Raw genomic sequence first — 12,783 nt, 5'->3', positions numbered from 1 at the left:
CTTGATGGCGCATGTTTGTGCGGCCTGCTCGGGCACGCCGGATTCATTCACACCTTCTGAGATAAACGCTATTGAAAAAATAGCTGCCAGCGCTTGCTGCATAAGCGCTGGATGCCAATTTTGCTTGAAATTTCCACTGTGCACAGAACCTGACAGGAACACCCCATGCCATTGCATACCCCCCTGGCCCCCGCGAGCGACTGGGTCCAGCTCTCCACCACCGATGCGGACTGGGCGCAGGCCGACCCGGCGCTGCTGGGCGCGCTGCTGGCCCACATGCACATCATTCGCGGCTTCGAGGAATGCGTGCTGGAGCTGGCCGGCGAAGGCCTGGTGCACGGCCCCGCGCACTCCAGCATCGGCCAGGAGGGCGGCGCCGCCGGCTCCATCGTCGGCCTGACCACGGCCGACCAGATCAACGGCTCGCACCGCGGGCACCACCAGTTCCTCTCCAAGGCGCTGGGCCACATCGCCCCGCAGGGCATCGACCCCAAGGCGCCGCTGGAGGGCGCGGTGCAGCAACTGCTGCAGCGCACGCTGGCCGAAATTCTGGGGCTGGACCAGGGCTTCTGCCACGGCCGGGGCGGCTCCATGCACCTGCAGTGGGTCGAGGCCGGCGCTTTAGGCACCAACGCCATCGTGGGCGGCGGCGTGCCGCTGGCCGCCGGCGCGGCCTGGGCGCACAAGCATGCGGGCACCGACGCCGTGGCCGTGACCTACTTTGGCGACGGCGCCGTCAACATCGGCTCGGTGCTGGAGACCATGAACCTGGCGGCCGCCTGGAAGCTGCCGCTGTGCTTCTTCATCGAGAACAACCGCTACGCCGTCTCCACCACGGTGGAAGAGTCCACGGCCGAGACGCGCCTGTCGGCGCGCGGCCTGGCCTTCAACATCCCGAGCTGGAAGGTGGACGGCATGGACCCGCTGGCCGTGCACCTGGCCATGCAGGAGGCGCTGGCACACATGCGCGCGGGCAAGGGCCCGGCCGTGGTCGAGGCCGACGTGTACCGCTTCTTCCACCAGAACGGCCCCTTCCCCGGCAGCGCCTTCGGCTACCGCACCAAGGCCGAGGAGCAGGCGTGGCGTGCGCGCGACCCGCTGGCGCTGCTGGCCGGCCGGATGCAGGCGCGCGGCCTGCTCACCGCCGACGATGCCGAGGCGCTGCGCCAGCGCGTCAAGGACGCCATGGCCCAGGCCTGCGCCCAGCTGCTGGAGGCCGACCCCTCGGGCAAGCCCGGCAAGCGCCGCATCCGCCCCGAGCTCTGGCCCAGCCCCGACTTCCGCGACGTGGGCGTGCGCGGCGACCTGCAGGAGCTGCAGGGCCTGCGCGCCGAAGAAGCGGCCACGTTCACCGGCAAGACCGAGCCGCGCAAGTTCGTCGACGTGGTGGCCGACGTGATGGCCCGCCGCATGGAGACCGATGCGGGCATCGTCGTCATGGGCGAGGACGTGCACCGCCTCAAGGGCGGCACCAACGGCGCCACGCGCGGCCTGCGCGACCGCTTCCCCGACCGCGTGCTGGGCACGCCCATCAGCGAGAACGCCTTCGCCGGCCTGGGCGGCGGCCTGGCCATGGACGGGCGCTACAAGCCCGTGGTGGAGTTCATGTACCCCGACTTCATGTGGGTGGCGGCCGACCAGGTGTTCAACCAGATCGGCAAGGCGCGCCACATGTTCGGCGGCGGCTTCGAGGTGCCGCTGGTGCTGCGCACCAAGGTGGCCATGGGCACGGGCTACGGCTCGCAGCACTCCATGGACCCGGCGGGCATCTTCGCCACCAGCCCGGGCTGGCGCATCGTCGCGGCATCGACCCCGTTCGACTACGTGGGCCTGATGAACGCCGCGCTGGCCTGCAAGGACCCGGTGCTGGTGATCGAGCACGTGGACCTCTACAACGGCACCGGCCCCGCGCCCGTGGACGACCTGGACTACATCATCCCCGTGGGCAAGGCCGCGGTGCGCCGCAGCGGCCAGGCCGTGACGGTGCTGACCTACCTGTCGATGGTGCAGCACACGCTGGAAGCCGTGGAGCAGACCGGCATCGACGCCGAGGTGGTGGACCTGCGCTGGCTCGACCGCGCCAGCCTGGACTGGGACACCATCGAGGCCAGCATCCGCAAGACCAACAACGTGCTCATCGTCGAGCAGGGCGCGCGCGGCACCTCCTACGGCGGCTGGCTGGCCGACGAGATCCAGCGCCGCTGCTTCGACTGGCTGGACCAGCCCGTGCAGCGCGTGACCGGCGCCGAGGCCTCGCCCAGCATCTCCAAGGTGCTGGAGCGCGCCGCCGCCGCGCGCACCGAGGAAGTGGTGCAGGGCCTGCAACAAGTAATGCGCGACCAAGGCCGCGCCTGAGCCAAGGAGACACACCATGTCGATGAAGATGATTTCCCCCCTCGAAGTGGGCCTGGGCGTGCGCGACCTGCCGCGCATGCGCCACTTCTACGAAAACGCGCTGGGCTGCCAGTTCGTGAGCGAAGTGGCCGTGCCGGCCGACAAGGCGCGCCAGGCGGCGCTGTCCGACGGCGGCTACATCGTGGTGCGCCTGCAGACCAGCTACGGCGAGCGCATCAAGCTGCTGGCGCCGGTCAATCCGCCCGCCGCCGCCGCCACGCACGGCGGCCCCATCCTGGACCAGCCCAACGCCTGCTACCTGACGTTCATCGTCGATGACATCGACGCCGCCATCGCGCGCCTGCAGGCGCACGGCGCGGAATTCCTCACCGGCCCCGCGCGCGTGGAAGTGCGTCCCGGCACCTTCCTGTCGTTCTGCCGCGACCCCGAGGGCAACGTGCTGGAGCTGGTGCAGTACGCCGACATTCACGCCTACCGGCCTGACCTGAAGAACGGGAGCGTGTGACATGGCGACTTTGCTGCGAATGCCCGAGGTGGCGGCCAACGCCACCCACGCCACCCTGGCCGCGTGGTCGAAGAAGGAGGGCGAGCTGATCGCCGTGGGCGACTGCCTGGCCGAAGTGGAGACCGACAAGGCCATCGTCGAGATCAGCGCCGACAGCGCGGCCGTGATGGGCCAGTGGCTGGTGCAGGCAGGCCAGGAGGTGGAAGTGGGCGCGCCCATTGCCGTGCTGCTGGCTGCGGGCGAGGCGGCTGCCGATGTGCAGGCCTTGCTGCAGGCCGCGGGGGGCGTGGCCGCCGCGCCCGCTGCCGGGGCGGCGCCCGCCGTCTCCGGCACGCCTGCCCCAGCGGCCGCTGCGGCCCCTGCGGCGGCCCCGGCCGGTGGCGGCCGCCTGCGCGCCAGCCCGCTGGCGCGCCGCCTGGCGGCCCAGCGCGGCGTGGACCTGTCCCGGCTGCAGGGCAGCGGCCCCGGGGGGCGCATCGTCAGGATCGACGTGGAGCGCGCCCAGGCCGTCGCACCGGCCCCCGCGCCGGTGGCTGCGGCCCCGGCCGCCGCGCCGGCGGGCTCCGGCGCCAGCGCCTTCACCGAGGTGCCGCACTCCAGCATGCGCCGCACCATCGCCCGGCGCCTGGCGGAGAGCAAGTCCACCATCCCGCACTTCTACCTCACGGTGGAGTGCCGCATGGAGCGCCTGCTGGCGCTGCGCGCCGAGATCAACGCGGCCGCGAGCCGCAAGATCTCGGTCAACGACTTCATCGTGCGCGCCGTGGCCGTGGCCCTGCGCGAGGTGCCGCAGGCCAACGTGGGCTGGACCGAGACCGCCATGCGCCAGTACGCGCAGGCCGACGTGGCCGTGGCCGTGTCCACCGACACCGGCCTCATCACGCCCATCGTGCGCGCGGCCGACCGCAAGACGCTGTCGCAGATCAGCGCCGAGATCGCCGACCTGGCCGCGCGCGCCCGCGCCGGCCAACTGCGCCCCGAGGAATACCAGGGCGGCTCGTTCAGCGTGAGCAACCTGGGCATGCACGGCGTGGGCGCGTTCTCGGCCATCATCAACCCGCCACAGGCCGCCATCCTGGCGGTGGGCGCGTCGCAGCACAAGCCGGTGGTCGAAAACGGCGAACTCAAGGTGGGCACGGTAATGGCCTGCACGCTGTCGGTGGACCACCGCGCCATCGACGGCGCCCTGGCCGCGCAGTGGCTGGCCGCGTTCCAGCGCGCCATCGAGGCGCCCCTGTCCATGCTGATCTGAGATGAAACAACACCCCCCTGAGCCGCTACGCGGCTTCCCCCCGCTCTCGCATGGCTGCGCCATGCGGGCAGGGGGACGCCACCAGCGCGGCGGGGCGGCCCTTGCGCGGTGGCCCGCGCATGGGCCGCGCCGGTTTCGTACGACGCAAGCGGCGCATAGCGCCATGGAATACAGAAATGTCTGAGCACACTTTCGATCTGCTGGTCATCGGCGGCGGGCCGGGCGGCTACGTGGCCGCCATCCGCGCCGCGCAACTGGGCATGAAAACCGCGCTGGTGGAGAAAGCCCAACTGGGTGGCGTCTGCCTGAACTGGGGCTGCATTCCCACCAAGGCGCTGCTGCGCTCGGCCGACGTCCTGCGCATGGTGCGCGGCGCGGCGCAGTTCGGCGTCAAGGCGCAGCCGCCCGAGGCCGACCTGCCCGCCATGGTGGCGCGCTCGCGCGCCGTGGCGGCGCAGCTCAACAAGGGCGTCACCGGCCTACTGAAAAAGAATGGCGTCAAGGTCTTCACTGGCCATGCGCGCCTGCAGGGCGGCGGCGCGGTCGCCGTCACGGGCGAGGGCGGTGGCGCGCAGGTGCTGCGCGCCGCGCACACCGTGCTGGCCACGGGCGCACGGGCGCGCCAGCTGCCGCAGCTGCCCGCCGACGGCCAGAGCGTGTGGACCTACCGCGAGGCGCTCACGCCGCCCGCCTGCCCCAAGCGCCTGCTGATCGTGGGCGCCGGGGCCATCGGCATCGAGTTCGCCAGCTTCTACCGCGCCGTGGGGGCCGAGGTCACGGTGGTCGAGATGGCGCCGCGCGTGCTGCCGCTGGAGGACGAAGAAATTTCCGCCCAGGTGGCCGCCAGCCTGCAGAAAGACGGCATCCAGGTGCACACCCAGGTGGCGCTGGAGCAGGCCACGCGCGTGGATGGCGCGTGGCAGCTCACGCTGCGCCCGCAGGGCGGCGGCAGCGCGCTGCAGGCGCAGGCCGACGTGGTGCTGGTGGCCGCCGGCATCGTCGGCAACGTGGAAGACCTGGGCCTGGACAAGACCCGCGTGCAGGTGGAGAAGACCCACATCGTCACCGATGCGCAGTGCCGCACGGCCGAGCCCGGCGTGTACGCCATCGGCGACGTGGCCGGGCCGCCGTGGCTGGCGCACAAGGCCAGCCACGAGGGCGTGCTGTGCGTGGAGCACATCGCCGGCCTGCACCCGCACGCGCTGGACCCGCGCCGCGTGCCGGCCTGCACCTACAGCCACCCGCAGGTGGCCAGCGTGGGCTGGACCGAGGCGCAGGCCCGGGCGGCGGGGCGCGCCGTCAAGGTGGGCAAGTTCCCCTTCTCCGCCAACGGCAAGGCCATCGCCATGGGCGAGACCAAGGGCTTCGCCAAGGTGGTGTTCGATGCCGCCAGCGGCGAGCTGCTGGGCGCGCACATGGTGGGCGAGGAGGTGACCGAGATGATCCAGGGCTTCGCCATCGCGCAGAGCCTGGAGACCACCGAGGCCGAGCTCATGGCCACCATCGTGCCGCACCCCACGGTGTCCGAGTCCATGCACGAGGCCGTGCTGGCGGCCTATGGCCGGGCCCTGCATATCTGACCAGGAGACTTTTGATGTACGACTTTCAGGACAAGACGCTGCTGCTCACCGGCGCCAACGGCGGCATCGGCCGCGCCGTGGCGGCGCTTTTCTACGCCCATGGCGCCAACCTGGTGCTGGCCGACCTGGACCACGCGGGCCTGGAGGCCTTCGCCCACGGGCTGGGCGGCGATGTGGCCCGGCGCGTGGCCGTGCTGCGCATGGACGCCGCCAACCCCGATGACGCGCAAAAGGCCGTGGACGTGGCGCAGGCGCGCTTCGGCGGCATCGACCACCTCGTGCCCTCGGCCGGGCTGTACCTGGCGCAGCCGGTGCAGGAGATGACCGACGCGCAGTGGCGCCAGACGATTTCCATCAACCTCGACGGCGTGTTCTACCTCACGCGCCGCGCCATCCCGCACCTGCAGGGCGGCAGCGCCATCGTCAACCTGACTTCCATGGCGGGCCACCGCGGTGCGTTCTACAACGCGCACTACAGCGCGTCCAAGGGCGGGCTCATGAGCCTGACCCGCTCGCTGGCGCGCGAGCTGGGCCCGAAGACGCGGGTCAACGCCGTGTCGCCCGGCGTCATCGCCACGCCCATGACCAATGACCTCATCGCGCGGCGCGGCCAGGAGTCGGTGGAGCAGACGCCCCTCAAGCGCCTGGGCCAGCCCGGCGAGATCGCCAGCGTGATCGGCTTCCTGTGCAGCAGCGCGGCGAGCTTCATCACGGGCGAGGTCATCCACGTCAACGGCGGCCTCTACATCGCAGGCTGAAGGAGTCAACGACATGCTGAATTTGCAAGATGCTTCGCTGCTGCGCACGCAGTGCCTGATCGACGGCCAATGGGTGGGCGCGGTGGATTCCGGGCAGACCATCGCCGTCACCAACCCGGCCACGGGCGCGCACATCGCCACCGTGCCGCGCTTCGGCGCCGCGCAGGCGCGCCAGGCCATCGAGGCGGCGAACCGCGCCTGGCCCGCCTGGCGCGCGCGCACCGCCAAGGAGCGCGCGGCGCTGCTGCGCCGCTGGTACGAGCTGATCCTGGCGAACCAGGAAGACCTGGCGCGCATCATGACCACCGAGCAGGGCAAGCCCCTGGCCGAGGCGCGCGGCGAGATCGCCTACGCCGCCTCGTTCATCGAGTGGTTCTCCGAGGAAGGCAAGCGCGTCTATGGCGACACCATTCCGGCGCCCCTGGGCAGCCAGCGCATCGTCGTCACCAAGGAGCCCATCGGCGTGTGCGCAGCCATCACGCCGTGGAACTTCCCGGCCGCGATGATCACGCGCAAGGCCGGCCCGGCGCTGGCGGCGGGCTGCACCATGGTGGTCAAGCCGGCCTCGCAGACGCCGCTCACCGCGCTGGCGCTGGCCGTGCTGGCCGAGCGCGCGGGCATTCCGGCGGGCGTGCTGTCGGTGGTGACGGGCGCGGCCGGCGAGATCGGCACCGAGCTGGCCACGAACCCGCTGGTGCGCAAGCTCACCTTCACGGGCTCCACCGAGGTCGGCCGCACGCTGATGCAGCAAAGCGCCGCCACCATCAAGAAGGTGTCGATGGAGCTGGGCGGCAACGCGCCCTTCATCGTGTTCGAGGACGCGGACCTGGACGCCGCCGTCGAGGGCGCGCTGGTCTCCAAGTACCGCAACGCGGGCCAGACCTGCGTGTGCGCCAACCGCCTGTACGTGCACGCCAAGGTGTACGACGCGTTCGCGCAGAAGCTGGTGGCCGCGGTGCAGGCCATGCCGGTGGGCGACGGCCTGCAGGACGGCGTCCGCATCGGCCCGCTGATCGACGCCAAGGCCGTGGCCAAGGTGCAGGAGCACATTGCCGACGCCGTGGCCAAGGGCGCGCGCGTGCTCGCGGGCGGCAAGCCGCATGCGCTGGGGCAGTCGTTCTTCGAGCCCACCGTGCTCGCCGGCGTGACGCAGGACATGGCCGTGGCGCGGGAGGAAACCTTCGGCCCGCTGGCCCCGCTGTTCCGCTTCGAGACCGAGGACGAAGTCGTGGCCATGGCCAACGACACCGAGTTCGGCCTGGCCAGCTACTTCTACGCGCGCGACCTGGGCCGCGTCTGGCGCGTGGCCGAGCGGCTGGAGTACGGCATGGTGGGCGTGAACACCGGCCTCATCTCCAACGAGGTGGCGCCGTTCGGCGGCGTCAAGCAGTCGGGCGTGGGGCGCGAGGGTTCGCACTACGGCATCGAGGACTATCTGGTCGTCAAGTACATCAACATGGCGGGGATCTGAGCGATGCAGATCGACGGCAAGACCCGGCTGGTCGGCATCGTGGCCGACCCCATCGCCCACGTGCGCACGCCGCAGCTCTTCAACGCCGCCGCCGCCCAGCAGGGGCTGAACGCCGTGTGCGTGCCGCTGCACGCGGCGCCCGCGCACCTGCCGCAGCTGCTGGCGGGGCTGGCCGGCTGCCAGAACCTGGCCGGGCTGGTCGTCACCATCCCGCACAAGGAGGCCGTGACCGCGCATTGCGGTGAACTGACCCCGGCGGCGCGCCTGGTGGGCGCCGCCAACGTGCTGCGCTGGGATGCCGCGCGGGGCCACTGGGTGGGCGGCAACCTCGACGGCGACGGCTTCGTCGCCGGGCTGAAGGAGCGCGGGCACACCCTGGCGGGCCAGCGCGTGCTGCTGCTGGGCGCAGGCGGCGCGGGCAAGGCCATCGCCTACGCCGTGGGGCGCGAGCGGCCGGCCGCGCTGGTGTTGAGCAACCGCTCCATGGCGCGCGCCGAGGAGGCCGTGCAGCGCCTGGCCCCGGCGCTGCCGGGCGTGGACGTGCGCACCGGCACGGCCGACGCCACGGGCTTCGACGTGGTCATCAACGCCACCGCCCTGGGCCTGCACGACGGCGACCCGGCGCCGCTGCCCACCGAGACCCTGCAGCCCGGCACCCTGGTGTGCGAGGCCGTGATGCGCGACACCGCCTTGCTCGCCGCCGCGCGCGCACGCGGCGCCACGGCCCACCCGGGGCACGGCATGCTGTACGGGCAGATGGTGGAAATCGCCCGCTTCTTCGGCCTGGCCATTGCGCCGGGCAACGTGCCGCGCCTGTTCGGCTGACGCGGGGTTTTCAATGAAAATGGGCTCCAGCGCTTGTGCAGCAAGCGCTGGAAGCTATTGAAAGAGGAGCGATCCAGTCGCTCCGCACGGCGTTAGCGCTTGGTGAAAGCCAGCGGCAGCGAGAGCCCGACAGCGCCAGCCAGGTCGGTGACCGACAACATCAGCGTGTGGGCGCCGGCGGCCAGCGGCGCGGGGCGCAGGGCGGAGTCGAGCGCCATGGTCACGGGCGGGCCGAATGCGTGGGCGATGCCGCCGCCCGGGGCTTCCACGGGGGCGTTCTTCTCCACGTCGTAGAGGATATGGAGGGGCTCCACGGTGTCGCCCGCGTAGATGTCGCGGTCCACGCGGTCGGGCGGGGCGCTGGGGTCGGCGAAGTCGATGTCCCGTGCGCCGATGATTTCACCGGCCATGCGCAGGGTCGCCGGGTCCAGCTTGTAGTTCAGCAACAGCAGCACGATGCGCGTTTCAGCGGTTCGGGCACTTTTCAGGCGCACCGGCGCGCCGTACAGGGCCGCGTTGAGGCTGCCGCCCTCGCTGATTTCGATCGACAGGGTATGGAGCAGCAGGGGCTGGCCGCCGAGCTGCAGCCAGCGCTGCGTGTCGTAGAGCAACTGGCCGTAGCCTTCGACGATCTCGGCCGAGGCGAAGGGCGTGCTGCCGGTGATCTTGACCACGCCGGCGCCCGCCGGCTGCACCTGCAGCAGGTCGGCAAGCTGCACGCCATACAGGGAGGTGATGTCGCCGAAGATGGTGTCGCCCCGGACTTGCAGCGGCGCGACGTGGATGGCCGAGGGCGCTTGCTCCGCCTGGCGCGTGTGGCGCTCGACCAGGCCCATGTACCCGGCGGGCATGCCCAGCGCCTGGTACACGCTGCGCTGGCGCGCGCTGCGCGTGCGCAGGGGGAAGTAGATGCTCAGGCCGCTGGCGTTGCGTGCCTGGGGGCCGGTGATGTTGAAGACGATGGCGTCCTGCAAGGCCTGGTTCAGTGCCGCCTGGGGGCCGGTGGCGATGCCGTCGGCGCCGAGCAGCGCGGCGAACTGGCGCAGGTCCACCAGGTCGAGGGCGTCCTTGGCATCCGGCTCGTAGCCGAAGGTGGTGGTGCGCACGCGCGCCATGGCGACCTGCTTCCAGCGCTCGATGGCGGCATCGCCCTCGGCGAGCCGGGTGCCGGGCAGGGCCTTGGCCCGCGGCAGCACCGCGGCGAACGTGGGCGGCCAGAACACGCCGCCGCCCGCATGCGCGCGCTTGGCGCCGCTGTCGTAGTGGGCGTGCACGGCGCGCGCCCACTGCTCCAGCCGCTCCAGCAGCGGCCCGATGCGCGCGAGGTCGATGATGCTGAAGGTCACGTAGTCCGACAGCGGCGGGATCGGGCTGTCCCCGGGGCGCTCGCGCAGCTGCTTGTCGTGGAAGGCCGTGGCCACGATCTGGCCGAATTCCGGCAGGCCCGGTGCGGGCTGGCGCGCCGCGGTTTCGATCACGCTCTTCCAGTCCCAGCCCGAGCCCGGCTCCAGCTCCTGCGATGCGCCCAGGTAGCGGGCATAGGGCTGGACCGCCTTGGCCACTTCCAGCGTGGCCATCAGGCAGGCGTCGAAGCCGATGTAGTCCAGCGTGATGCCCGTGGCGGCCTTGAAGCCCTGCAGGGCCCCTGCCATGGCGGGCAGCGGCATCATCTTGCCTTCGCCCGGATGGTTCTCGTCGCCGCCATAGCCGTAGTAGCCGCTGCCGTGGTCCCACAGCGCCAGCATGGTGCGCTCGGCGGGGTAGGCGCGCGTGCCCCAGATCAGGAAGTCCTGCAGCGTGTCGCCGGAATCCATGTCCTGTGCGCCCAGGTCCGCCAGCTCTTTCAATGTGCCATTGGCCAGCTCGAAGCGCTTGACCGTCTTCCAGCTCGGCACCAGGCCGCCCGGGTCGCGCTTGTCGGCGCCGCCCGTGGTGATGATGACGCGGGTGTACGCCGAGCCTTGCGCGGCCAGCATTTCCTGCAGGTTGCCGGTGCCCGCGTTGCCCATGCTCTCCAGGTTGGAGCCCAGCAGGTAGACGAGCAGCGTGGTGCGGGCCGGGCTGGCGCCGCCGCCGCTGCCGCCGCAGGCGGCGAGCCCTCCGGCGAGCAGGGCGGCGGCAGTGCCGAGCATGTGGCGGCGTGAAATGGGGGGCATGAAAGTCCTCTCAGTGGTGGGGTGGATGGGCGCGTGAAGGAAAGAACCCATGCGGCTCAGGGCCGCAGGCTGGGGGGCACCAGGCTGCGCTTGAACTCGTCGATCAGCGCGCGCGCCTTTTCGGGGTCGGTGTAGACCGGCGGCGCGCCGTCCGCTGGCTGCGCCTTCTGCGCAGCGGCCTGGTCTTCTCCTTCCAGCGGCTTGCCGGGGCACACGGTTTCGCGCTGCGCGGGCGCCTCGCCCAGCAGGTAGGCCGTCACCTGCGGATCGACGCAGCCATCGGCGTAGGGATAGACGCCGTGCTGGAAATCGCCCGTGACGTACACGCGGCGGGCGCCGGGCAACTGGGCGAAGAAGGTGTTGGCGCCGTCGGTGTTGGTGGCTGCGTCGTACTGCGTCTGCACGAACAGCACCGGCAACTGTTGCATGGCCGCCGGGCTGGGCTTGTGGACCGAGGGGCCGCCCCAGAAGGCGCAGGCGTTCAGCGCCAGCAGGCCGCCGAAGTACATGGGCGCCTGCTGCGCCGCGCCGCGCACCGTGGCGGTCCATTGCGCCAGGTCGGTGATGGCGGGCGTGTCGTTGCAGCGGATGGCGACGCCGGCCGCGCCGTCCACCTGGATGCTGTGCGCCTCGGGCGCCAGCCAGGTTGTGCGGTACCTGCCGTAGAGCGTCCATGCGGCCTTGTGCAGCAGCGCGTCGTGCTGGCTGCTGTCGGGGTCGAAGACCTGCTGCGCCAGCGCGTTGCGGACCGCGCTGGCGTCGGCCGCATCGGGCACGCTTTGCAGCGCCGCATCCAGTCCCCGGGCCGCCGCGATGTGGCCGAGGTAGGCCATGGCGTCCGCGCGGTTGTAGCCCAGGCCGCTCAGGGATTCGGCCAGCACGGCCTGCACGCGCGGGTGCAGGCGCGGCATCACGGCGCGCACTTCGTCCCCGGTCGCGCCCAGGCGGAAGAAGTTTGGGTGCCGCACGGCGTAGGGCACCATCACCTCGTCGAACAGGCGCTGGCGCGCGGGGGGCTGCGAGTGCAGCAGCGATTTTTCGATGGTGGTGCCGAAGTCCAGCGCGCTGTCGAGCACCATGCGCCCGACTTTCTCGGGGAACAGGCTGGCGTACCAGGCGCCCAGCCAGGTGCCGTAGGAGTAGCCCAGGTAGTTGAGCTTGCCGTCCCCGAGCAGGCCGCGCAGCAAGTCCATGTCGCGCGCCGTGGCGTCGGTGTTGATGTAGGGGGTGAGGGGGTTTTTCCCGCACGCCTCGGCCGTCTTGCGGCCGTTGTAGTGGGCGTTGGCGAGGTTCGCGGGCGTGTCCCACCCCGCCGGGCTGTAGTCCACGAAGCGCTCCAGCTCGTTGGTGGCGCAGTGCAGCCGCGTGCTGGCGCCCAAGCCGCGCGGCGAGAAACCCACCATGTCGTACTCGGCGAGCAGGCGCAGTTGCTGCGCGCCCTGCGGGCTGCCGGGGTCGCTCAGGGCGAAGGCGCCCAGCAGCGTGAGGGCATTGCCCAGCCCGTCGCCGCCCGGCCCGCCGGGGTTGAACAGCAGGGCGCCGCGCCGCTTGGGCGGCGTGCCCGCCGCCAGGCGCATCACCGCCAGGGTGATGTCGCCGCGTCCGGGGTCGGCCCAGTCGAGCGGCGCGCTCACCTGGGCGCAGCGCAGCCGCTCGCCCGCCAGCGCCCACAGTGCGTCGAGCTTGGGGCTGCGCGGGCCGATGATGGTGGCGTCGCATTCCGCCCATTGCACGGCCTGCGTGCGGTACTTCTGCAGCGGGTCGGGCGGGCTATCGCTGCTGCTGCCGCCGCAGGCGGCCAGGCTGGCTGCCAGGGCCACGGCGGCGGCCAGCCGGGTGGCGCGGCGGCTGGCGGGGGAAGTCGATGTGGGCATGGTGCGT

Annotated in this window: 9 protein-coding genes; 7 read left to right on the top strand and 2 right to left on the bottom strand. The window is 71.6% G+C overall.

The genetic code is table 11. The features are described 5' to 3' along the window. Positions 1-165: 165 nt before the first annotated feature. The 7 genes from YS110_07640 to YS110_07610 all read left to right on the top strand — a co-directional run bounded on the left by YS110_07640 (position 166) and on the right by YS110_07610 (position 8,746). On the top strand, positions 166-2,355 hold the full coding sequence (locus YS110_07640; protein UJB64627.1) for an MFS transporter: 2,190 nt from the start codon (positions 166-168) through the stop codon (positions 2,353-2,355). 16 nt (positions 2,356-2,371) lie between these two features. Next, positions 2,372-2,860, top strand: a complete 489-nt coding sequence (locus YS110_07635) for a VOC family protein (GenBank protein UJB64626.1) — start codon at positions 2,372-2,374, stop codon at positions 2,858-2,860. A 1-nt stretch (position 2,861) separates the two neighbouring features. Continuing rightward, positions 2,862-4,112, top strand: a complete 1,251-nt coding sequence (locus tag YS110_07630) for a pyruvate dehydrogenase complex dihydrolipoamide acetyltransferase (GenBank protein UJB64625.1) — start codon at positions 2,862-2,864, stop codon at positions 4,110-4,112. A 176-nt stretch (positions 4,113-4,288) separates the two neighbouring features. Further along, positions 4,289-5,692, top strand: coding sequence for a dihydrolipoyl dehydrogenase (gene lpdA / locus YS110_07625; protein ID UJB64624.1), 1,404 nt, complete (start codon positions 4,289-4,291; stop codon positions 5,690-5,692). Positions 5,693-5,703: 11 nt separating this feature from the next. After that, positions 5,704-6,450, top strand: a complete 747-nt coding sequence (locus YS110_07620) for an SDR family oxidoreductase (protein UJB64623.1) — start codon at positions 5,704-5,706, stop codon at positions 6,448-6,450. A gap of 13 nt (positions 6,451-6,463) precedes the next feature. Further along, the gene (gene gabD, locus YS110_07615) at positions 6,464-7,921 is read left to right on the top strand and encodes an NADP-dependent succinate-semialdehyde dehydrogenase (protein ID UJB64622.1); all 1,458 of its coding nucleotides are present in this window, start codon (positions 6,464-6,466) and stop codon (positions 7,919-7,921) included. A gap of 3 nt (positions 7,922-7,924) precedes the next feature. Further along, complete coding sequence (locus YS110_07610; protein UJB64621.1) at positions 7,925-8,746, top strand: shikimate dehydrogenase; 822 nt, start codon at positions 7,925-7,927, stop codon at positions 8,744-8,746. A 92-nt stretch (positions 8,747-8,838) separates the two neighbouring features. Here the strand turns inward: YS110_07610 and YS110_07605 are convergent, their stop codons facing one another. After that, the gene (locus YS110_07605) at positions 8,839-10,902 is read right to left on the bottom strand and encodes a hypothetical protein (GenBank protein ID UJB64620.1); all 2,064 of its coding nucleotides are present in this window, start codon (positions 10,900-10,902) and stop codon (positions 8,839-8,841) included. Positions 10,903-10,958: 56 nt separating this feature from the next. After that, complete coding sequence (locus tag YS110_07600; GenBank protein UJB64619.1) at positions 10,959-12,776, bottom strand: alpha/beta fold hydrolase; 1,818 nt, start codon at positions 12,774-12,776, stop codon at positions 10,959-10,961. Between the last annotated feature and the right edge of the window lie 7 nt (positions 12,777-12,783).

The organism is Acidovorax sp. YS12, from assembly GCA_021496925.1.
Lineage (GTDB): Bacteria > Pseudomonadota > Gammaproteobacteria > Burkholderiales > Burkholderiaceae_C > Paenacidovorax.
This window is presented reverse-complemented; position numbering and strand designations above follow the sequence as displayed.